This window comes from Pseudomonas sp. Mn2068 (assembly GCF_049319725.1).
Taxonomy (GTDB): domain Bacteria; phylum Pseudomonadota; class Gammaproteobacteria; order Pseudomonadales; family Pseudomonadaceae; genus Aquipseudomonas; species Aquipseudomonas gingeri.
This window is the reverse complement of sequence record NZ_JBMOUG010000015.1, coordinates 149426-170763: the sequence shown is the minus strand read 5'-3', so window position 1 is coordinate 170763 and position 21338 is coordinate 149426. Positions and strand designations below refer to the sequence as shown.

Genomic DNA, 21338 nt, shown 5'->3' with positions numbered 1-21338 from the left:
TTTGTTTTGGTAGGTGTTGCTTTTGTTGTGGGGACTTTCCCTTACGCAGTAGCCCCCCTCAACAGCCCCCCACCCCCCCCCCCCCCCCCCCCGCTCCCACAAGGGAAACCGGCCTGGACAGATAGATGGCGGCGACCTTAACGGCTTTTCGGGGGGAGTGAAATCTCGGGCGAAAAAAAACCCGATCGGGCAGGGCAGCCGGATCGGGTTACGTGCACCAGGGAGCAACCGGTGCAAAGGGAGGTTCGATGCGCAAACAACTTGAAGGGGCTATTTCGCTGAGGACCAATAGAACACCCGGCGATTAGCTGAAGATTAAGGTCTCAGGCAATCTGCGCGATCCGCGCCTTGGCCTGGTTCAGGCCTTTTTCCTGGAAGTCGCCGCCCATGTTCAGGCCTTCGGCATGGATGAAGCTGACGTCATGGATACCGACGAAGGCCAGCACCTGGCGCAGATAGGGTTCCTGGTGATCGTTGGTGCCACCGGCATACAACCCGCCGCGGGCGGTGAGGACGTACGCTTGCTTGCCGGTCAACAGACCCTGCGGCCCGGTTTCGGTGTACTTGAAGGTCACGCCGGCCCGCAGCACATGGTCCAGCCAGGCCTTGAGGGTGCTCGGAATCGCGAAGTTGTACATCGGCGCGGCCAGTACCAGCACGTCCGCCGCCAGCAACTCGTCGGTCAGCAGGTTGGAGCGCTCGAGGGAGGCCTGCTCGATCTCGTTGCGCTGTTCAACCGGCTTCATCCAGCCGCCCAGCAAGTTGCCGTCCAGGTGGGGCACCGGGCTTTTCGCCAGGTCGCGCACACTGATCTGGTCGGTCGGGTGTGCAGCCTGCCATTGGCTGATGAACTGCTGGGTCAACTGACGGGAAACCGAGTCTTGCTGGCGGGCGCTGCTTTCGATGATCAGAACGCGGGACATGGGAGGTGCTCCATCGGTGGGTGCGGTAAGTCGATGGAGTGAAGGTTAAACAGCAGGATATCGATTAAAAAGCGGAAAAATCTGCTACAACCTATCTATAAATTTGTTTATAGACGGAGCATGCTTGTCGGCAATGCCCCACCGGTCTCATTTCGCCGAGCACGACAGGTCCATGCGCAGCCGGATGATCTTGCGGTTGAACTTGGCGGTGACGTTGGTGTTCCTGCCGGCCGGCACTTCCACCTGGCGGGTCCGCGGGGCTTCGGGGCCGTTGCGGAACACCACCTTGCACACCGCGTCGGTCTTGCCGTAGTTGCTCAGATTGATCGAGCCGATGTCTTCATCGGTGTCGTAGGTGGTGTAGTCGATACTCAGGCCATTGAGTTGCTTCTCGACATCGATGGGATAGGCAAACGCGCTGAGTGGCAACAGCGCCAGCAACACACAACAGATCTTTCTCATTCGGCAGTCTCCAATGTGGACCGCCAGCTTAGGACAAGAGGAGCCCAACTTGAAAGCGCCCCGCGTGACCCTCGATCAATGGCGAACGTTGCAGGCCGTGGTCGATCATGGCGGCTTCGCCCAGGCGGCCGAAGCCCTGCATCGCTCGCAGTCGTCTGTCAGCTATACCGTGGCCCGCATGCAGGACCAGCTCGGCGTGCCGCTGCTGCGCATCGATGGGCGCAAGGCAGTGCTGACCGAAGCCGGTGGCGTGTTGCTGCGCCGCTCGCGGCAACTGGTGAAACAGGCCAGCCAGCTCGAAGACCTCGCCCATCACATGGAACAGGGCTGGGAAGCCGAGGTACGCCTGGTGGTCGACGCCGCCTACCCCAATGCCCGGCTGGTACGGGCCCTGACCGCCTTCATGCCGCAGAGCCGCGGCTGCCGTGTGCGCCTGCGCGAGGAAGTGCTGTCCGGCGTCGAGGAAGTACTGCTCGAAGGCGTAGCCGACCTGGCCATCAGCGGTTTCAATATCCCCGGCTACCTGGGCACCGAAATGAGCGCGGTGGAGTTCGTCGCCGTCGCCCATCCGGAACACGCCCTGCATCGCCTGCAACGGGAACTGACCTTCCAGGACCTGGAAAGCCAGCTGCAAGTGGTGATCCGCGACTCCGGCCGCCAACAGCCACGGGATGTCGGCTGGCTCGGCGCCGAGCAGCGCTGGACCGTCGGCAGCCTCGCCACCGCCGCCACCTTTGTCGGCAACGGACTGGGCTTTGCCTGGTTGCCACGCCACATGATCGAACGGGAAATCCGCGAAGGCCTGCTCAAGCAACTACCCTTGGACCAGGGCGGCAGCCGCCACCCGACGTTCTACCTGTACTCGAACAAGGACAAACCCCTGGGACCGGCGACGCAGATTCTCGTCGAGCTGTTGCGCACCTTCGACACCGCGCCACTGGACGCCCCCTTCGCGGCTCCCCAGCAAGCCTGACAGGACGTTGACCGATGGCCTATTTCGAACACGACGGTTGCACACTGCATTACGAGGAACATGGCCACGGCACGCCGGTGGTGCTGGTACACGGCCTGGGCTCCAGCGGACTGGACTGGGAGATGCAGGTGCCGGTGCTGGCCGAACACTACCGGGTGATCGTCATGGATATCCGTGGCCATGGCCGCTCCGACAAGCCCCGCGAGCGCTACAGCATCGGCGGTTTCAGCGCCGATATCGTGGCGCTGATCGAACACCTGGAACTGGGCCGCGTGCATCTGGCGGGCCTGTCCATGGGCGGGATGATCGGCTTCCAGATCGCCGTGGACCAGCCACAGCTGCTGAGAAGCCTGTGCGTGATCAACAGTGCTCCCGAGGTCAAGGTGCGCACCCCCGGTGACTACTGGCAGTGGGCCAAGCGCTGGAGCCTGGCACGCCTGCTGAGCCTGAACAGTATCGGCAAGGCCCTCGGCTCGATGCTGTTTCCCAAGCCGGAACAGGAAGAATTGCGCCGCAAGATGACCGAGCGCTGGGCAAAAAACGACAAACGTGCTTATCTCGCCAGCTTCGACGCCATCGTCGGTTGGGGGGTGCAGGAACGACTTTCACGTATCACCTGTCCAACCCTGATCGTCAGCGCCGACCGCGACTACACCCCGGTCGCGCTGAAGGAAAGCTATGTCAAACTGATTCCCGACGCGCGACTGGTGGTCATCGCCGACTCCCGTCACGCGACACCACTGGACCAACCCAAGGTCTTCAACCGTACCCTGCTCGAGTTTCTAACCGCAGTCGAAACCACCACCCAGGATCACTGAACCATGCTGAAAAAAATCGCCCTCTTCACCGGCTCCGTCTTGTTCGCCGCCAACCTGATGGCCGCTACCGATGCCGCCAAGGCACCCCATGTGCAACTGGTGACCACCAACGGCACCATCGAAATCGAACTGGACCCGGTCAAGGCGCCGATCAGTACCAAGAACTTCCTCGAGTACGTGGACAGCGGCTTCTACACCAACACGATCTTCCACCGGGTGATTCCGGGCTTCATGGTCCAGGGTGGCGGCTTTACCCAGCAGATGCAGCAGAAAGACACCAAGGCCCCGATCAGGAACGAAGCCAGCAACGGCCTGCACAACGTGCGTGGCACCCTGTCGATGGCGCGGACCTCGGACCCGAACTCGGCCACCAGCCAGTTCTTCATCAACGTCGCGGACAATGCCTTTCTCGATCCGGGCCGCGACGCCGGTTATGCCGTATTCGCCAAGGTGGTGAAAGGCATGGATGTGGTCGACATCATCGTCAACTCGCAAACCACCACCAAGCAAGGCATGCAGAACGTGCCGGTCGATCCGGTGATCATCAAGTCGGCCAAGCGCATCGACTAAAGGCAGGCGCCAACCGTGGGCCGGGTGCCCGCGGCTGGCGCTGCTTCACTTTCAAGGAGAGCCCGCCCGACGGGCGTCAGACCCCATGCTCTATCGTCGTTTTGAACAACTGATCGATATCTTCCGCGACGCCCCCACCGCCGCCCCGCCCAACACCGTCCTGCCCTTCTACCTGTATTACCTGCGCCAGGTCTGGCCGAGTTTCGCCGCGCTGCTGGTGGTCGGCCTGTTCGCCGCGCTGATCGAGGTGGCACTGTTCAGCTACCTGAGTCGGATCATCGACCTGGCCCAGGGCACGCCCAATACCGATTTCTTCACGATCCATGGCGGCGAGCTGCTGTGGATGACGGTGGTCGCCCTGGTCCTGCGGCCGATCTTCTTCGGCCTGCACGACCTGCTGGTGCACCAGACCATCAGCCCGGGCATGACCAGCATGATCCGCTGGCAGAACCACAGCTATGTGCTCAAGCAGAGCCTGAACTTCTTCCAGAACGATTTTGCCGGACGCATCGCCCAGCGCATCATGCAGACCGGCAACTCCCTGCGCGACTCCGCCGTCCAGGCCGTCGACGCGCTCTGGCACGTGCTGATCTACGTGATCAGTTCCCTGGTGCTGTTCGTCGAGGCCGACTGGCGCCTGATGATCCCGCTGCTGGTCTGGCTCGCCGCCTACTGCGGTGCCCTCTACTACTTCGTGCCGAGGGTGAAGGAACGCTCGGTGATCTCCTCCGATGCGCGCTCCAAGCTCATGGGCCGGATCGTCGACGGCTACACCAATATCACCACCCTGAAGCTGTTCGCCCATACCCATTTCGAACAGCAGTACGCCCGCGAGGCGCTGGTGGAACAGACCGAGAAAACCCAGCTGGCCTCCCGCGTGGTGACCAGCATGGACGTCGCCATCACCAGCATGAACGGCCTGCTGATCGTCAGCACCACGGGCCTGGCCCTGTGGCTCTGGACCCAGTCGCTGATCTCGGTCGGCGCCATCGCCCTGGCCACCGGCCTGGTGATCCGCATCGTCAACATGTCCGGCTGGATCATGTGGGTGGTCAACGGCATCTTCGAAAATATCGGCATGGTCCAGGACGGCCTGCAGACCATCGCCCAGCCCGTCAGCGTGACCGATCGCGAGCAGGCCCCGCGCCTGGCGGTCAGTCAGGGCGAGGTGCGCTTCGAGCATGTGGACTTCCACTACGGCAAGCGCAGCGGGGTGATCGGCGATCTCAACCTGACCATTCGTCCTGGCGAGAAAATCGGCCTGATCGGCCCTTCCGGCGCCGGCAAGTCGACCCTGGTCAACCTGCTGCTGCGGCTCTATGACCTGCAGGGCGGACGCATCCTGGTGGATGGCCAGGACATCGCCGAAGTCGCCCAGGAAAGCCTGCGCGAGCGCATCGGCATGATCACCCAGGACACCTCGCTGCTGCACCGCTCGATCCGCGACAACCTGTTGTACGGCAAGCCCGATGCCAGCGATGCCGAGCTCTGGGAAGCGGTGCACAAGGCCAGGGCCGACGAGTTCATTCCCCTGCTCTCGGACGCCGAGGGCCGTACCGGCTTCGACGCCCATGTCGGCGAGCGCGGGGTGAAACTCTCCGGCGGCCAGCGCCAGCGCATCGCCATTGCCCGGGTGCTGCTCAAGGACGCGCCGATCCTGATCATGGACGAGGCGACCTCGGCACTGGATTCGGAAGTCGAGGCGGCGATCCAGGAAAGCCTGGAAACCCTGATGGAGGGCAAGACCGTGATCGCCATCGCCCACCGTCTCTCGACCATCGCCCGCATGGATCGCCTGGTGGTCCTGGAAAACGGCCGTATCGCCGAAACCGGCAGCCATGCCGAGCTGCTGGCCCATGGCGGCCTGTATGCGCGGCTGTGGCAACACCAGACCGGTGGGTTCGTCGGTATCGACTGATTCGCGCCAGCTCCCCCCCCGCTGATGCCACGGCCCTTTGAAAACAAGGGCCGTGGTCGTTTCCAGGCACTGGAATTGTCGGTAGATCCTGCTGTACTCATCCCAGGTTCCGGCATGGGACCTGTTGTCAGACTGCACGGATGCATCATCGCGTTATCGAAGCGATAGGCTGACCTATCAAGGACGGGACGCATGTCTCTGTTCAAACGTTCTATCACAGAAGGAATAGGTACTTTCTGGCTGGTTCTGGGAGGTTGCGGCAGCGCGGTACTGGCGGCGGCATTTCCCGCCGTGGGCATCGGCCTGCTTGGCGTCTCCCTGGCGTTCGGGCTGACGGTGCTGACCATGGCCTTCGCCATCGGCCATATCAGTGGCTGTCATCTGAATCCGGCGGTTTCCGTCGGGCTGGTGGTCGGCGGGCGCTTTCCGTTGCGGGAACTGCCGGCCTATGTGCTCGCCCAGGTGATCGGTGGCATCGTCGCAGCGGCGTTGCTGTTCTTCATCGCCAGCGGCAAGCCCGGCTTCGAACTGGCCGGGGGCCTGGCCGCCAACGGCTACGGCGCGCATTCTCCCGGGGGGTATTCGGTCGTCGCGGGGTTTGTCTGCGAACTGGTCATGACGGCGATGTTCCTGTTGATCATTCTCGGCGCCACCGACCCACGCGCTCCCGCCGGACTGGCGCCCATCGCCATCGGCCTGGCACTGACGCTGATCCACCTGATCTCGATCCCGGTGACCAATACGTCGGTCAACCCGGCCCGCAGCACCGGACCGGCCTTGATCGTCGGCGGTTGGGCGCTCCAGCAGTTGTGGCTGTTCTGGCTCGCACCGCTGCTCGGGGCGCTGTTCGGTGGCCTGGTCTATCGCTGGCTGGGCAAGGACGATGGCTGATACGGCAACGGCGAAGGTCAGGCCTGCCGGTAAGGCAGCGCCGCCCTCGCCTCTTCGGCATAGGCCAGGATGCAGACCCGCTCGCGTGCCAGGAAATCGCTCACCGCCGCCTTGAGGCCGGGATGGCGCAGGTAATGCCAGGAATGGGTGATCACCGGTTCGAAACCGCGAATCAGCTTGTGCTCGCCCTGGGCCCCGGCGTCGAAACGTTGCAGGCCGTGGGCGATGGCGTAGTCCATGCCCTGGTAGAAGCAGGTTTCGAAATGCAGGCGATCGAACTCGGCCAGGCAGCCCCAGTAACGGCCATAGAAACTGTCGCCACCGATCAGGCTGAAGGCCATGGCCACCTGGCGTGCATCCTGGCGGGCCAGGACCACCCGGATCGCCTCGGGCATGCGCTCGGCCAGCAGGCTGAAGAATTCCCGGGTCAGGTACGGCGTCTGGCGGCGTACCGCGTAGGTGTTGGCGTAGCAGGCGTAGACGAAGTCCCACTGCGCCTCGCTCAGCTCGCGACCTTCCAGCCATTCGAACTCGAAGCCCTGGGCCGCGACCTGCTCGCGCTCCTTGCGCATCTGCTTGCGCTTGCGCGAGCTCAGGGCGTCGAGGAAATCCTGGAAGTCGCGGTACTCGCGGTTCTGCCAATGGTATTGGCAACCGAAACGCTGCAGCCAGCCCGGCTGTTCCGCCAGGGCGGCATCGGCCAGGCTGTCGGTGAAGTTGATATGGGCGCTGGACAGCTCCTCGATCTCCAGGTACCCCGGCAGCGCCGCCAGCAGTTCGAAACCGTCCGCGGCACTGGCTGCCAGCAGGCGCGCGCCACTGACCGGACTGAACGGCACCGCCGTCAACAGTTTGGGATAGTAGGCGATCCCGGCTCGCTCGCAGGCGTCGGCCCAGCCGTGGTCGAACACGTACTCGCCGTAGGAGTGCCACTTGCGATAGCTGGGCAGCGCCGCGATCAGCCGTCCCTGCTCGACGTGCAGCAGGTGCTCGGGCTGCCAGCCGGAATGTTCACCCAGGCTGCCGCTGTCCTCCAGGGCGCTGAGGAAGGCGTGGCGCAGAAACGGTTGCCCTGCGGGCACCAGCGCATCCCAATCCGCGGGAACGATCTCGGACAGGCTTTGCAGACGTTGTAGCGGCATCGGTATCCCCAGGCAGGTGCATAACGCCGTGGGAGTATCGCGCAAGTGCCCGGCCATGAGAACCAGCAGTCCTGTGCCGGCCCGATGTTAAAAAGTTCTTCATTGGACTTGCGCGGGCGGCGGGGGCAATCTTGCTCCCATCTTGAAGGGCGCTGGCAACGGCCTGGAACGCTGCGGCGAGCGTACGATCGCCGGGGCAAAAAAAGACCCCGCCGAAGCAGGGTCAAGGAGCCGTGGAAGCTTTAACGGATGAAGAAAAAGCTTGGGATCACGAAGTCGCCCGGCCCTCGGGCCAGGCGACCATTACGCTGGAGCTTCCTGAATTACAGGAAGTTGTAGGTGTAGTTGAAGATCAGACGGGTCTGGTCTTGCGCCGCGACGTTGGTGTCGCCGCGATAGGTACCGGTACGCAGGGTAGTGCCGAAGCCCTTGAGCATGCCGCTCTGGATCACGTAGTCCACACGCAGGTCACGTTCCCATTCGGTCTGGTCCTTGCCGACACCGGTGGTGGCCTTGATGTCGGTACCGCGCAGGTAGGCGATCGATGCCTTCAGGCCAGGTACGCCGAGCTTGGCGAAGTCGTACGAGTACTGACCGAAGTTGGTCTGCTCGCCAGCACGGATGAAGCTGCCAACCACGCTGTCGGTGAACAGGTAGAAGCTGGAACCGCCGTTGCCTTCGGCACGACCGTTGCCATCGACCACGTTGCCTTCGTTGTTGAACACGAAGCCGCCGTCGTCGCTGACGCTCTGGTGACCGAGCATGATGGCATGGCCGCCCAGGGTATAGGTGAACATGGCGGTCCAGGTCTTGTTATCGACCTCGCCCTTGTTCTTGGCATAGCCACCGTTGTTGTTGAACTGGTAGCCGGCGTCGCCATTCTTGCCGTCGGAACGGCTGTCGAAGTAACGCAGGTCAGTCTTGAACGACTGGTCGTCACCGATCGGCAATACGTGTACCAGGCCGAGGAAGTCCTGTTTGTAGAAGTCCTGCATCTCAGCGTGGTAGTACTGCAGCATCAGGTCTTTGGTAACTTTCCAATCACCACCGGCGAAGCGGAACTGGTTGCTGTCACGAGTGGCACCGGCAACCGAAAAACCGGTGTCGTTGCTCGATGCACGGCCATAGACGTGCTCGAGTTGACCTGCGGTCAGGGTGACGTTGTCGATTTCCTTGGAGGTGACGATGCCACCGTCGAAGGTTTGCGGCAGCAGGCGGCTGTCGTTGGAAACCAGGATCGGCAGGTTTGGCGCCAGGGCGCTACCCACGTGGGCTTCGGTCTTGGAAATGAGGAACTTGGCGTTCGCGCCTACGCGACCCCAGGTTTGCGAGGCCCCACCATCGCTATCGCTGGGGAAGAAGGAGTTGCTGTCCGGGTGATGGCCACGGCCACCGTCCAGGTGAATACCCATCAGAGCCTGGGCGTCGAGACCAAAGCCAACGGTACCCTGGGTGAAGCCCGACTTGTAGTCAAGCTTGAAGCCTTGCGCGGTTTCATCCTGGTCGTTCGCAGTGCCTTCACGGGTGTCCGCGCGATAGTAGAAAGTACGCGAGCTGATAGAAGCCTTGCTGTCTTCGATAAAACCGGCGGCGCCAGCGTGCTGGGCCAAAACCCCTACGGCCACAGCCAGGGCCAAGGTGGATTTTTTCATTGTTTCGCTCCTCAAGGTTCAAACGCTTCTGTTCTGAGCGCCATCCATTGCCATCAAACGCCTGTGCGGTCGTTGCGTAGGGCCCGACCAGCTTTGTTGGGAGGGAATCTTGGCGTGGGGTTATTTCAGCGGAGTTGCTGGTACATTAAGGTTTTATGACAGCGGAACTTTTTGAAACACATTGGAAAAAGCGCAAAGCCCCGGTTGACGGGGCTTTGCACGGAAAATAGTGGCTTTTTGAGATTATCGCGGATCAGGGTTTTTCTGCGTTTTGCTGCTCGGCGGACAACTGCCGGGCCAAAGCGTCGAGATTCTCGACCGGCGGTTCGGGCATTTTCCTCAGCACACCCTGCATCAACCGCATCTGGCGAATGAAACGCCGGCAGTTGGGGCAGAACATCAGGTGGTGGCGCACCATCAGGCGCTCCCGAAAGCTCAGTTGGCCATCGAGGTAGTCGCTGGAGCGTGCCACTTGTTCCTTGCAGGTCAGCATTCGCCGGTTTCCTCAAAATGCTCCACGGTCGCGAAGACTTTCAGTCGGGCCCTGTGCAGCAGTACCCGGACATTAGAGAGCGAAATCTCGAGAAGATTACAGATCTCCTCCAGTTCCAGCCCCTGGCGCTCGCGCAACAGCAATACACTGCTCTGCAATTCGGAAAGACTCAACAGCGTATGCTCCAGGCATTCACGCAGTTCGTCTTCGCTGAGCAGGGCTTCCGGGGTGTCCTCATGCCAGGAGAACGGCGCCAGCGCCCAGTGCCCGTCACTGGCAAAACGCTCGTCGCCAATGGTGCCATGGGGCGAAGGCAGGTCGTCGAGCAGGACTTCCCGGCGATTCTGCTTGTAGCGATTCTTCGCCGCGTTCGCGGTGATGGTCAGCAACCAGGTCTTGAGGCTCGAACGGCCCTGGAATCCCGAGAGGTTGCGCACCACCGCCAGCCAGGCGTCCTGTACGGCTTCATCGGCCTGGCGACTGCCGACGATGGCATAGGCCACCGCGCGCATCGCACTCTGGTAGGTACTGACCAACTCCTTGTAAGCCCGCTGGTCGCCTGCCAGCAGTCGCTCAAGCAGTTGAGTATCGTCCATCGCCGCCATTCACAACCTCGAGTTCGGATTTCCGGGACATCATGGAGCATCAGTTTTTGCCGCTGCTCTATACCCATGTTCAACACGAGAATAGCGATCTCTCCCTGAAACGCATCGGAACAGGGACAGCGTCCCTCCCGTCTGGCGCGCACACGATGCCAGACGCGAAGGCGCCGATCAACGTTTGCGCAGGATCACGCTGCCGATCGAATAACCGGCGCCGAACGAGCTGAGTACGGCCAGGGAGCCGGACGCCAGATCGTCCTGGTTCTTGTGGAAAGCGATCACGGAACCGGCCGAACTGGTGTTGGCGTAGGTGTCGAGAATCACCGGCGCTTCCGTTTCCGAGGCTTCGCGCCCCAACAGCTTCCTGACGATCAGGTGGTTCATGCTGAGGTTGGCCTGGTGCAGCCAGAAACGCTTCACGTCGCCGACATTCAGCTGGTTCTCCTGCAGGTGGGTGCCGATCAGTTCGGCGACCATCGGACAGACATCGCGGAACACCTTGCGGCCTTCCTGGACGAACAGCTTGTCCGGGGCGTCGATGCCCTCTTCCGCGGTGCGATTGAGGAAACCGAAGTTGTTGCGGATATTGTTGGAGAACTTGGTCAGCAGCTTGGTGCTGACGATATCGAACTGGTAGGGCGAGGTCGCCAGGTCCGCACGCTCGATCACCACCGCCGTCGCGGCATCGCCGAAGATGAAGTGGCTGTCGCGGTCACGGAAGTTCAGGTGACCGGTGCAGATTTCCGGGTTGACCATCAGGATCGCCCGCGCCTGGCCCAACTGTATGCTGTTGCTCGCAGCCTGGATGCCGAAGGTCGCCGAGGAACAGGCCACGTTCATGTCGAAACCGAAGCCCTGGATGCCCAGCGCTTCCTGGACCTCGATCGCCACGGCCGGGTAGGCCCGTTGCAGGTTGGAACAGGCGACGATCACCCCGTCGATATCCGCGGCGGTCTTGCCGGCGCGCAGCAGGGCCTGCTCGGCGGCACCGATGGCCATCTGGCAGAGGATCGACCACTCGTCGTTGCTGCGCTCGGGCAGGCGCGGCTTCATGCGCCGGGGATCGAGAATGCCGTCCTTGTCCATGACAAAGCGGCTCTTGATACCGGACGCCTTTTCGATGAAGGCCGCACTGGACTCGGTCAAGGCCTGAACCTCACCGCGTTCGATAGCTGCCGCATTTTCGTCATTGAACAGCTGTACATAGGTATTGAAAGACTGCACCAGCTCTTCGTTGGAGATGCTGTTGGCCGGGGTGTACAGGCCGGTGCCGCTGATGACGACGTTATGCACGGTCGTTCCTCTATATTCTGTTCAGGCAGAAAGCATTGGCACCGTCGTACCAATACATAAAAGGGCCAACCCCTGACAGCAGGGATGACGCCTGGCGTGGCTTTTTTCCGGTCCAGCCGCTGAACCGGGCATTTATAACCGCGAATTGTGCCATAAACGCGGGGATTTCGCCGCAGCGCCGAGATTAACGGCTAGCCGTCAACCTGGCTCCATTGCTTGCCCAGGCGCTTGTCCGAGATCGGCACCCTGGTCCCCAGTTGCTGGCCGAACAACGACACCCGGTACTCTTCCAGCCACCAGCGGTACAGCTCCAGTTGCGGATCGCGCCTGCCTTCCTGGGCATGCTTGGCCGCACGGGTCTGGTACTGGTTCCACAACCCCGCCAGCTCCGTACTCCAGACCCGGTCCTTCTGTACCTGGCCGGGCAACTTCTCCAGGCGCAATTCGATGGCCTTGAGGTAGCGCGGCAGTTCCTTGAGCCAGGCTCCCGGGGTTTCCCGGACAAATCCCGGATAGACCAGCTGGCTCAGTTGCTGCTTGATGTCATTGAGCGCAACGGCCTGGGCCAGGTCGATCTTGCCCTTGAAGCGCTTCTGCAAACCGTGCCAGAGCTTGAGGATCTCCAGGGTCAGGCGTGCCAGGCGTTCGGCATGCTCGGTCCAGCCGCCACGCTTGCGCTCGGCCAGGGACGCCAGGCCGGCACCGTCGCGGGGCAGCGGGTCTTCCCCCTCGAGGACACAGCTGTCGAGGCTCGCCAGCAGGATGTCTTCCACCAGCGCCTCGATGCGCCCCAGTTCGCGATACAACAGGCCCAGTTCGGTCAGGCCCGGCAGCTTGCCGCGCAGGAACTTCGCCGACTCCGCCAGTTGCTGCATGAGCAACCGCTGCAAGGCGCGGCGATGCTGGTACTCGGCCTCAGCCGGCGTGGAGAACCGCCCTTCCTTGACGGTGCCGCCCTCCTCCACCAGCGCCGGGTAGACCGTCATCGACAGCCCGGCGATCTTCTGCTGGGTGGTCTCGGCAACGGCGGCGAAAACCTTGGCCTCCACCGGCTGCTGGCTCTTCGCGGTCTGCGGTACGGCCAACGCGGCCTGGCTGGCCTGGGCAAACCGCGCCGTCAGTTCCGCCAGGTCGCGGCCTTCGCCGAGGAACTTGCCCTGGGCATCGACCACTTCCAGGTTCATCTTCAGATGGCTTTCCACCTGCTGCGCCGCTTCGGCCCAGGCTTCGTCGCTGACCCGCGCCCCGGTCATGCGCAGCAATTCGCGTCCCAGCGCCTGGGGCAGCGAGCCCTGGGCGAACTCGATCCGTTGCAGCGCCGCCTTGACGAAGTCCGGCACCGGCACGAAGTTCTTGCGCAGGGCCTTGGGCAGGTTGCGTACCAGGGCGATGCACTTGGCCTCGATCACGCCGGGCACCAGCCATTCCAGGCGTTCGGCGGGCAAGACCGGCAACAGCGGCGCCGGCACGCGCAGGGTCACGCCGTCACGGGGATGGTTGGGCTCGAAGTGATAACTCAAGGCCAGGGCCAGGTCGCCCAGGTGCAGGGTGTCCGGGTAATGCGCGGCGGTGACTTCACTGGCTTCGCGGGCCAGCACGTCTTCCTCGCGCATGATCAGCAACTGCGGGTCTTTCTGGCTGTGGACCCGGTACCAGCTGTCGAAGGTCGCGGTCTGGTGGATCTCCGCCGGCAGGCGTGCATCGTAGAAGGCGAACAGGGTTTCCTCGTCGGCCAGGATATCCCGGCGCCGAGCCTTGGCCTCCAGCTCGTCGAGCTGTTCGAGCAGACGGGTATTGGCGCTCAGGCAACGGGCTTTCGACTGGATCTCGCCGCGCACCAGCGCCTCGCGGATAAACAGCTCGCGGGAGGCGGCCGGATCGACCGGGCCGAAATGCACCGGCCGCCGTCCGACCACGATCAGGCCGAACAGGGTGATCTGCTCGAAAGCCACCACCTGGCCGCGCTTCTTCTCCCAGTGGGGTTCGAAGTGATTCTTCTTGATCAGGTGCCCGGCCAGCGGTTCGATCCAGTCCGGCTCGATCTTGGCGACCATGCGCGCATAGAGCTTGGTGGTTTCCACCAGTTCGGCCGCCATCAGCCATTGCGGACGCTTGCGGCCCAGGCCCGAGGACGGGTGGACCCAGAACCGCCGCTGGCGCGCGCCCAGGTAATCGCCGTCCTCGGTCTTCTGGCCGATCTGGCTGAGCAGACCGGACAATACCGCCTTGTGCAGCTTGGGATAATCCGCCGGCTCCTTGTTGACGCTCAACTGCAGGTCGCGGCAGATCAGCCCCAACTGCCGGTGCGAATCACGCCACTCGCGCATGCGCAGGTAATTGAGGAAGTTCTTCCGGCACCAGTTGCGCAGGGCACTGGCACCAAGGGCCTGGCGCTGTTCCTCGAACCCGCGCCAGACATTGATCAGGCCGGCGAAATCCGAATCCACGTCCTTCCACTGCGCATGGGCCTGGTCGGCGGCCTGCTGGCGCTCGGGCGGCCGTTCGCGCGGGTCCTGCACCGACATGGCACTGGCGACGATCAGCACTTCCTGCAGGCTGCCGAGGGTGGCCGCCTCCAGCAACATGCGGCCCATGCGCGGGTCCACCGGCAGGCGCGCCAACTGCCGACCCAGCGGGGTCAGCTGGTTCTCGCGGGTCACCGCCGACAACTCTTGCAGCAGGTTGAAACCGTCGCTGATGGCCTTGCCATCCGGCGGCTCGATAAACGGGAACGCCGTGATCTCGCCCAGGCGCAGGTGAAGCATCTGCAGGATCACCGCCGCCAGGTTGGTGCGCAGGATCTCCGGGTCGGTGAACTCCGGCCGGCCGTTGAAATCCTCTTCGCTGTACAGGCGCACGCAGATCCCCGGCTCGACCCGTCCGCAACGACCCTTGCGCTGGTTGGCGCTGGCCTGGGAAACCGCCTCGATGGGCAGGCGCTGGACCTTGGCGCGGTAGCTGTAGCGGCTGATGCGAGCGGTGCCGCTGTCGATCACATAGCGGATGCCCGGCACGGTCAGAGAGGTTTCCGCGACGTTGGTCGCCAGCACGACGCGCCGCCCCGGATGGGACTGGAAAATCCGCTGCTGCTCGGCCGGTGACAGCCGTGCATATAAAGGAAGGATTTCGGTGTGCTTGAGCTGGGCCTTGCGCAGCATGTCCGCGGCGTCGCGAATCTCCCGCTCGCCGGGCAGGAACACCAGCACATCGCCCGGACTCTTGCGTTCGCTGCGCTCGAAGGCGGCGATCTCGTCGAGGGTGGCGAGAATCGCCTGGTCGACCGTCAGGTCGTCCTCGACGCTGTTGCCTTCCTCGTCCTGCTCGGACGTCAACGGGCGATACCAGGTTTCCACGGGGAAAGTCCGGCCGGAGACTTCGACGATCGGTGCGTCGTTGAAGTGCCGGGAAAAGCGTTCCAGGTCGATGGTCGCCGAGGTAATGATGACTTTCAGGTCCGGACGCCGCGGCAGCAGGGTCTTCAGGTAGCCGAGCAGGAAGTCGATGTTCAGGCTGCGCTCGTGGGCTTCGTCGACGATGATCGTGTCGTAGCGTTCGAGGTAGCGGTCATTCTGGGTTTCCGCCAGCAGGATACCGTCGGTCATCAGCTTGATCAGGGTGTTCGAATCGCTCTGGTCCTCGAAGCGCACCTGATAACCCACCAGCGCCCCCAGCGGGGTCGCCAGTTCGTCGGCCACCCGGCTCGCCACGCTGCGGGCAGCGATCCGGCGGGGCTGGGTGTGGCCGATCAGGCCATGCTGGCCGCGACCGATTTCCAGGCAGATCTTCGGCAACTGGGTGGTTTTGCCCGAGCCGGTTTCACCGGCGATGATCAGCACCTGGTGCTTGAGCAGCGCGTCCTTGATCTCGTCGCGCTTGGCGGCGATGGGCAGGCTGTCGTCATAACGAATCAGCGGCACGCTCTGGCGCCGCGCCGTGACCTGGGCACAGGACACCTGGACCTTCTCCGCCCACTGCGCCAGCTTCGCCTCATCGGGCTTCTTGCGCAGCTCGTGTAATTGCCGCCGCAACCGGTGGCGGTCGGCAATCATGGCGAGGTCGAGGTTTTTCAGCAGTTGCTCGATAGCAGGCGATTCGTCAGTCATCAGGTGCGCAAGGGTCGTCTATGTATGCAGGGGGCGGATTGTCGCAGATTTGCACAACAGAACACGACCTTGAAAAGCATTGTGGCCGGACCTGGCCCGGCCACGTTCATTCAGTGTCCAGGGTACGACGCCGATACGGGAACACATCGATGACCTTGCCGGCGCGAATCGCCTCCTGCAGCCCCTTCCAGTAATCGGCGTTGTACAACTCGCCGTGCAACTGATCGAACAACCGGCGCTGCGCCATGTCGGCAAAGAGGAACGGCGGAAACTCCTCGGGAAAGACGTCCAGCGGTCCGATGGAATACCAGGGCTCGGAGGCCATCTCGTCTTCCGGGGTGCGCGGCGCGGGGATATGACGAAAGTTGGCCTCGGTCAGGAAGCAAATCTCGTCGTAGTCATAGAACACCACACGCCCGTGACGGGTCACGCCGAAGTTCTTCAGCAGCATGTCGCCGGGGAAGATATTCGCCGCCGCCAGTTGCTTGATCGCCAGGCCATAGTCCTCCAGCGCCTCGCGCACCTGGGCTTCGTTGGCGTTCTCCAGGTAGAGGTTCAGCGGGGTCATGCGGCGCTCGGTCCAGCAATGGCGGATCAGCACCGTCTCGCCTTCGACCTGGACGGTGGAGGGCGCCACCTCCAGCAGTTCCTCCAGGCAGGCCGGATCGAACTTGCCCAGGGGAAAACGGAAGTCGGCGAACTCCTGGGTATCGGCCATGCGCCCCACGCGGTCGACACTCTTCACCAGACGATACTTCTCGATCACCGTCGCCCGGTCGACGTTCTTCGACGGCGAGAAACGGTCCTTGATGATCTTGAACACGGTGTTGAACCCCGGCAGGGTGAACACGCTCATGACCATCCCGCGCACGCCCGGCGCCATGATGAACTGGTCGTCGGTATTGGCCAGGTGATTGATCAGCGCCCGGTAGAACTCGGACTTGCCGTGCTTGTAGAAGCCGATCGAAGTGTACAGCTCAGCGACATGCTTGCCCGGCAGGATGCGCCGCAGAAAACCGACGAACTCCGCCGGCACCGGCACATCGACCATGAAGTAGGAACGCGTGAAGGAAAAGATGATGGAGACATCGGCTTCGTCGGTGATCAGCGCATCGATCTGGATCCCGCGCCCTTCACGGTGCAACAGCGGCACCACCAGCGGCCATTGTTCCTCATGGGTGTAGATGCGCCCCACCAGGTAGGCGCCCTTGTTGCGGTAGAGCACCGAGGAGAACAGTTCGACACTCAGCTCGGGATCCTTGCAGACCCAGTCCGGCAGGCTTTCGCGCAACTGCGCTTCGAGCCGCCGCAGATCGCCGGGCAGGTCGGCATAGGCCTCGCTGAAGCTGTAGTCGGCAAAGATCTGTTCGAGCATGCCCGAAAGCTCGCCGAGGGGTCGATAGGTCCGGGTCTGCGCCGCCCGCGCCCGCCGCAGGGACGGCCGGGTGGTGTGGATGAACATGCAGCCGTCGCTGATCAGGTCGTGGCTGAACAGACCGCAGAAGGTCGAGTTGTACCAGGTTTCCGCCAGTTCATCGTCGAAGCGCAGGTCGATCAGGCTGATGTAGGCGCTTTTCACCAGGGGCCAGAGGTTGACGTCGAGCAACGCCTCGGCGTCGAAACCGGCCCGCAGCCGCGCGTTGACCTCGCTGACTTTCTCTTCGTAGAGATTGATCCGCGCCGCCGATGCCGCCTGGGCTTCCTGCCAGCGGGCCGCTTCGAAACGGGCGCGGGCACCGTCGGTGATCTGGCGAAAGTGCTCGCGGTAATTGTCGAAGCCATCGAGGATCATGCGGGCGATATCGGCGGCCGGCCATTGCTGCGGCATAGTCAAACCTCTGCGGGATTGTTCGGACATTATTCTGATCGCGAGTCACTGGAGCTTAGGCTCCGTAAGAAAACTCGTCGAGCGGCGATCAGGCGCGCCTGTTTTCAACGCAACATGATCGTCGCGCAGGACGTTTTCGTACAGGGCCTGGAGATCAATTGCCGCGTTACGCAAACGTTGCCTTGCCCGTGACATCCGGGGACACTTGCCCGCCTACCCTGCCAAGGATGCTTCCCGTGAAACCCGTCGATATCGTGCGCATGTTTAGCCTGGCCGCCGTCTGGGGCGCCAGTTTCCTGTTCATGCGCATCATTGCCCCGGTGCTGGGGGCCTTTCCCACCGCCTTCTTTCGCGTCTCCATCGCCGCCGTCGGACTGCTGGTGATCCTGTCGCTGATGCGCATCAGCTGGGATTTCAAGGGCAAATTCAAGGTCTGCCTGATGCTCGGCGTGATCAACTCCGGGCTGCCGGCAACGCTCTACTCGGTCGCGGCCCAGGTGTTGCCGGCCGGCTACTCGTCGATCTTCAACGCCACCACGCCACTGATGGGCGTGCTGATCGGCGGCCTGTTCTTCCACGAAAAACTCAGCCTGAACAAGCTGCTGGGGATCTTCCTCGGCCTGTTCGGCGTCGCGGTGCTGACCCGGGCCGGGCCGGTGACCTTCAACCTGGAATTGCTGATGGGCGCGGCGGCGTGCCTGCTGGCCACCACCAGCTATGGCTTCGCCGGTTTTCTCACCCGTCGCTGGCTCGACCACCAGGGCGGCCTGGATCCACGGCTGTCGGCCATGGGCAGCATGTTCGGCGCGACCCTGGTGATCCTGCCGTTCTTCGCCTACAGCGCCATCGCCCACCCGCCGGCCAGCTGGGGTGGAATCAGTGTCTGGGGCTCGCTGCTGGGCCTGGGGCTGGTGTGCACGGCATTCGCCTACATCATGTATTTCAAGCTGATCAGCAGCATCGGCCCGGTCAAGTCGATGACCGTGACCTTCATGATCCCGGCGTTCGGGGTGTTGTGGGGCGCACTGTTTCTCGATGAGCCGCTGTCGATGGCCCATTTGTATGGCGGGGTGCTGATTGCGGTGGCGTTGTGGCTGGTGTTGAAGCCGGCGGCAGTGGTGAAGGCCGCCACGGTGGGCGACCGGTAGTTATCGGGTGGTTTAGGTCCCCTTCGCGGGCAAGCCCGCTCCCACAAGTTCTCGGTTCTACACAGATCATGCGTATGACTCGAACACTGTGGGAGCGGGCTTGCCCGCGAAGAAGCCGGCCCAGACGCAGCGGCCCCCCGCCACTGCGCCCATCGCCGCCATTCAGGCAGCTTTGCGGAACACGAATACCAACCCGACGATGATCAGCGCCATGCCCAGCATGCTCAGGGCCGCCAGGCGGTTACCGAAGATCAGGTAGTCCATCACCGCTGTCACCGCCGGCACCAGGTAGAACAGGCTGGTGACATTCACCAGGTTGCCCCGCGCGATCAAACGGTACAGCAGCAAGGTCGCCAGCACCGACACCACCAGGCCCATCCACAGTACCGGGACGACGAAGCCGACACCGGTTTCAAAGTGGAACGGCTGGAACGGCACGAAGATCCCGCACAACAGCAAGCCGGCCAGGTATTGCACCGGCAGCGTGCCCAGGGGATTGTCGGTGATGCGTTTCTGCATGATCGAGCCGAAGGTCATGCTCGCCAGCGCCAGCAGACCGAAGAGCATGCCGGCCAGGGACATGCCCGCCAGGCCGATGCCCTGGTACACCACCAGGATCAGCCCCGCCAGCCCGAGCCCGAGCCCGAACATCCGGCTCCAGGAGCGCCGCCGCTCCATCAGTACCGCGGTGAGAATCGGCTGCACGCCCATGATCGTCGCCATGACGCCGGGAGTGACCTTCAGGTCCAGCGCCAGCAGGTAGAAGATCTGGTAGGCGCCCAGCAACACCATGCCCGTCGCCGCGGCGTGCAGCATCGGCTTGCCGCCCCGGGGCAGCTTGAACTTGAGCAGCGGGATCAACAGCAACAGCCCCAGCAGGGCAATGGAAAAACGGATCAGCAGAAAGGCGAACGGCGAAGCATGGGCTAGGCCCCACTTGGAGAAGATCGCCCCGCTGCTCCAGAGCAGCACAAACAGACTCGTCGAAGCCGCCGCGGTCGCGGATTGTTTCGAAATGACCAACATGGATACCACCTGTGATTCAGGCAAATGCCAACTCAGCTGGAAAGCTGAAGATTCAGTAGGTTTTTTTCAGGCAGGCAGGGGGCGACAGCAACGGTTGCTGATCAGACCCGGATGCCAACGCCCGGCGGTGATACGACTACGTACACCGGCGTGCCACTGACAGGTGGTGGGTAATGACTGATCTGCACAGGCTGCTGGTTCCCGCACGGCACTACGCCAGCGTTGACCGCTGAATCGACTACCGCGTTGATGGGGGAAGCTGGCATGCGCAGGTCTTCTTCGAAAGGGAATAAACGGTGGATCAGGTGATGCACCGAGCGCTGACTATAACCAGCGCCCGACACAGATTGCAACAGGTCAGCCGAACAACCAGTAACCCAGCAATGTCAGGACCACCACCGCCAGTACCGGACGCATGATGCGGTAGGCCTTGGGATGCTTGCGCTTCCACTGCTTGACCACGCCACTGAAGCGATCACTGAAGTTCTTGCTCCAGGCGTAGGCCTGGTTGATGCCGCCGACACGCTCGTCATCGAGGTTCTGCGGCGCGGTGGCGCGTCCCAGCAAGCCGCTGACCCAGCGGTTGATGGAGGTCATCAGGCGGTTGCTCAACGGCCGCTCGATATCGCAGAACAGGATCACCCGGGTCTGCTCGGTTTCGTTCTTGACCCAGTGCACATAGGTCTCGTCGAACATCACGTCCTGGCCGTCGCGCCAGGCGTAGACCTGGCCGTCGACGAAAATCCGGCAGTCGTCGGAGTTCGGCGTCGACAGGCCCAGGTGGTAGCGCAGCGAGCCGGCGAACGGGTCGCGGTGCGGGTTCAGGTGGCTGCCACCGGGCAACAGGGCGAACATCGCCCCCTTGACGTTGGGGATGCTGCTGACCAGCGCCACGGTTTTCGGGCAGAGCAGCTCGGCCGAGGGCAGCGGCTTGTCGTACCACTTCAGGTAGAAACGCTTCCAGCCCTTCTTGAAGAACGAACCGAAACCGGCATCGTTGTTCTTCTCGGCGGCACGGATATAGCCCTCGTCGAACAGGTGCATGGCCTCTTCGCGAATCACTTCCCAGTTGTCCTTGAGCACATCCAGCTCGGGAAACTTGCTGCGGTCCAGGTACGGTTTGGACGGCACGGCGGAAAACAGGTACATCAGGGCGTTGTACGGGGCGAACAGCGCGGAATGGTTGACGAACTGGCGCAGCACCGGCAAACGCGCCTTGCCGCGCAGATGCACGTAAAGCGTACTGCCGAGGAACAGCAGCAACACGGCGGCCTTGGCGGCAAAGGAAAAGGTCATTCAGCACTCCTTGAAAATGGGCAACGTCCGGGCAAGGTGAAATTCACCCGACGTGGCAGCCGGCCATGATAAACATTACCGGCCTCGGGAAAAACCCATCGGCCCGCACATTCCGCATGACCGGTCGCGCAACACAGCCTTTATGTAGCACGTCCCGCCTGAACCGGGACTGATGCAGGTCAGTCCCGCGGGCGCCGCCC

At 62.7% G+C, this 21338-nt stretch carries 17 protein-coding genes; 6 read left to right on the top strand and 11 right to left on the bottom strand.

Annotated features, from left to right (window positions below):
* Window positions 1-323: 323 nt before the first annotated feature.
* On the bottom strand, window positions 324-923 hold the full coding sequence (locus tag ACL9RJ_RS27145; protein ID WP_017124523.1) for an FMN-dependent NADH-azoreductase: 600 nt from the start codon (window positions 921-923) through the stop codon (window positions 324-326).
* Window positions 924-1070: 147 nt separating this feature from the next.
* A complete protein-coding gene (locus ACL9RJ_RS27140) occupies window positions 1071-1385 on the bottom strand; it encodes a 3-phosphoglycerate kinase (RefSeq protein ID WP_042934642.1) in 315 nt (104 codons plus the stop codon).
* Window positions 1386-1434: 49 nt separating this feature from the next.
* On the opposite strand from ACL9RJ_RS27140, the gene ACL9RJ_RS27135 reads away from it, so the two are divergent.
* The 5 genes from ACL9RJ_RS27135 (at window position 1435) to aqpZ (ending at window position 6555) form a co-directional block, all read left to right on the top strand.
* Window positions 1435-2358: a LysR family transcriptional regulator gene (locus ACL9RJ_RS27135; RefSeq protein ID WP_017124525.1), complete on the top strand. Its 924-nt coding sequence runs from the start codon at window positions 1435-1437 to the stop codon at window positions 2356-2358.
* 14 nt (window positions 2359-2372) lie between these two features.
* Window positions 2373-3176, top strand: coding sequence for an alpha/beta fold hydrolase (locus ACL9RJ_RS27130; RefSeq protein WP_017124526.1), 804 nt, complete (start codon window positions 2373-2375; stop codon window positions 3174-3176).
* 3 nt (window positions 3177-3179) lie between these two features.
* Window positions 3180-3746 (top strand): peptidylprolyl isomerase, encoded by a 567-nt coding sequence (locus ACL9RJ_RS27125; RefSeq protein ID WP_017124527.1) that lies wholly within the window; start codon window positions 3180-3182, stop codon window positions 3744-3746.
* Window positions 3747-3831: 85 nt separating this feature from the next.
* Complete coding sequence (locus tag ACL9RJ_RS27120; protein WP_017124528.1) at window positions 3832-5664, top strand: ABC transporter ATP-binding protein; 1833 nt, start codon at window positions 3832-3834, stop codon at window positions 5662-5664.
* Window positions 5665-5856: 192 nt separating this feature from the next.
* A complete protein-coding gene (gene aqpZ, locus ACL9RJ_RS27115) occupies window positions 5857-6555 on the top strand; it encodes an aquaporin Z (RefSeq protein ID WP_017124529.1) in 699 nt (232 codons plus the stop codon).
* 17 nt (window positions 6556-6572) lie between these two features.
* Here aqpZ and ACL9RJ_RS27110 read toward each other — a convergent pair whose 3' ends face one another.
* From ACL9RJ_RS27110 to aceK, 7 genes are all read right to left on the bottom strand, one after another.
* Complete coding sequence (locus tag ACL9RJ_RS27110) at window positions 6573-7697, bottom strand: GNAT family N-acetyltransferase (RefSeq protein WP_422765849.1); 1125 nt, start codon at window positions 7695-7697, stop codon at window positions 6573-6575.
* 323 nt (window positions 7698-8020) lie between these two features.
* The gene (locus ACL9RJ_RS27105) at window positions 8021-9349 is read right to left on the bottom strand and encodes an OprD family outer membrane porin (RefSeq protein WP_017124530.1); all 1329 of its coding nucleotides are present in this window, start codon (window positions 9347-9349) and stop codon (window positions 8021-8023) included.
* A gap of 253 nt (window positions 9350-9602) precedes the next feature.
* Window positions 9603-9842 (bottom strand): anti-sigma factor family protein, encoded by a 240-nt coding sequence (locus ACL9RJ_RS27100; protein ID WP_017124531.1) that lies wholly within the window; start codon window positions 9840-9842, stop codon window positions 9603-9605.
* Window positions 9836-10447, bottom strand: coding sequence for an RNA polymerase sigma factor (locus tag ACL9RJ_RS27095; protein ID WP_017124532.1), 612 nt, complete (start codon window positions 10445-10447; stop codon window positions 9836-9838). Before ACL9RJ_RS27095 ends, ACL9RJ_RS27100 begins: the two co-directional genes overlap by 7 nt.
* A gap of 168 nt (window positions 10448-10615) precedes the next feature.
* Window positions 10616-11737 carry a beta-ketoacyl-ACP synthase III gene (locus ACL9RJ_RS27090; protein ID WP_017124533.1) on the bottom strand — a complete coding sequence of 374 codons (1122 nt, stop codon included), beginning with the start codon at window positions 11735-11737 and terminating at the stop codon, window positions 10616-10618.
* Window positions 11738-11928: 191 nt separating this feature from the next.
* Window positions 11929-15840, bottom strand: a complete 3912-nt coding sequence (hrpA, locus tag ACL9RJ_RS27085; RefSeq protein WP_017124534.1) for an ATP-dependent RNA helicase HrpA — start codon at window positions 15838-15840, stop codon at window positions 11929-11931.
* A gap of 106 nt (window positions 15841-15946) precedes the next feature.
* A complete protein-coding gene (gene aceK / locus ACL9RJ_RS27080; protein ID WP_017124535.1) occupies window positions 15947-17668 on the bottom strand; it encodes a bifunctional isocitrate dehydrogenase kinase/phosphatase in 1722 nt (573 codons plus the stop codon).
* A 236-nt stretch (window positions 17669-17904) separates the two neighbouring features.
* Between aceK and ACL9RJ_RS27075 the strand changes: the two genes are divergently transcribed.
* Window positions 17905-18816: a DMT family transporter gene (locus tag ACL9RJ_RS27075; protein WP_017124536.1), complete on the top strand. Its 912-nt coding sequence runs from the start codon at window positions 17905-17907 to the stop codon at window positions 18814-18816.
* A 162-nt stretch (window positions 18817-18978) separates the two neighbouring features.
* Here ACL9RJ_RS27075 and ACL9RJ_RS27070 read toward each other — a convergent pair whose 3' ends face one another.
* Together ACL9RJ_RS27070 and ACL9RJ_RS27065 are read right to left on the bottom strand one after the other, a co-directional pair.
* Window positions 18979-19842, bottom strand: a complete 864-nt coding sequence (locus ACL9RJ_RS27070) for a DMT family transporter (protein WP_422765848.1) — start codon at window positions 19840-19842, stop codon at window positions 18979-18981.
* 357 nt (window positions 19843-20199) lie between these two features.
* Window positions 20200-21138, bottom strand: coding sequence for an aspartyl/asparaginyl beta-hydroxylase domain-containing protein (locus tag ACL9RJ_RS27065; RefSeq protein ID WP_017124538.1), 939 nt, complete (start codon window positions 21136-21138; stop codon window positions 20200-20202).
* Between the last annotated feature and the right edge of the window lie 200 nt (window positions 21139-21338).

Excerpts from the sequence above, each read along its gene's own strand:
- ACL9RJ_RS27065 (WP_017124538.1), bottom strand. The coding sequence starts at position 21,138 with ATGACCTTTTCCTTTGCCGCCAAGGCCGCCGTGTTGCTGCTGTTCCTC.
- ACL9RJ_RS27140 (WP_042934642.1), bottom strand. The coding sequence starts at position 1,385 with ATGAGAAAGATCTGTTGTGTGTTGCTGGCGCTGTTGCCACTCAGCGCG.
- ACL9RJ_RS27125 (WP_017124527.1), top strand. The coding sequence starts at position 3,180 with ATGCTGAAAAAAATCGCCCTCTTCACCGGCTCCGTCTTGTTCGCCGCC.
- aqpZ (WP_017124529.1), top strand. The coding sequence starts at position 5,857 with ATGTCTCTGTTCAAACGTTCTATCACAGAAGGAATAGGTACTTTCTGG.
- ACL9RJ_RS27105 (WP_017124530.1), bottom strand. The coding sequence starts at position 9,349 with ATGAAAAAATCCACCTTGGCCCTGGCTGTGGCCGTAGGGGTTTTGGCC.
- ACL9RJ_RS27120 (WP_017124528.1), top strand. The coding sequence starts at position 3,832 with ATGCTCTATCGTCGTTTTGAACAACTGATCGATATCTTCCGCGACGCC.
- ACL9RJ_RS27110 (WP_422765849.1), bottom strand. The coding sequence starts at position 7,697 with ATGCCGCTACAACGTCTGCAAAGCCTGTCCGAGATCGTTCCCGCGGAT.
- hrpA (WP_017124534.1), bottom strand. The coding sequence starts at position 15,840 with ATGACTGACGAATCGCCTGCTATCGAGCAACTGCTGAAAAACCTCGAC.
- aceK (WP_017124535.1), bottom strand. The coding sequence starts at position 17,668 with ATGCCGCAGCAATGGCCGGCCGCCGATATCGCCCGCATGATCCTCGAT.
- ACL9RJ_RS27070 (WP_422765848.1), bottom strand. The coding sequence starts at position 19,842 with ATGTTGGTCATTTCGAAACAATCCGCGACCGCGGCGGCTTCGACGAGT.
- ACL9RJ_RS27145 (WP_017124523.1), bottom strand. The coding sequence starts at position 923 with ATGTCCCGCGTTCTGATCATCGAAAGCAGCGCCCGCCAGCAAGACTCG.
- ACL9RJ_RS27130 (WP_017124526.1), top strand. The coding sequence starts at position 2,373 with ATGGCCTATTTCGAACACGACGGTTGCACACTGCATTACGAGGAACAT.
- ACL9RJ_RS27095 (WP_017124532.1), bottom strand. The coding sequence starts at position 10,447 with ATGGCGGCGATGGACGATACTCAACTGCTTGAGCGACTGCTGGCAGGC.
- ACL9RJ_RS27100 (WP_017124531.1), bottom strand. The coding sequence starts at position 9,842 with ATGCTGACCTGCAAGGAACAAGTGGCACGCTCCAGCGACTACCTCGAT.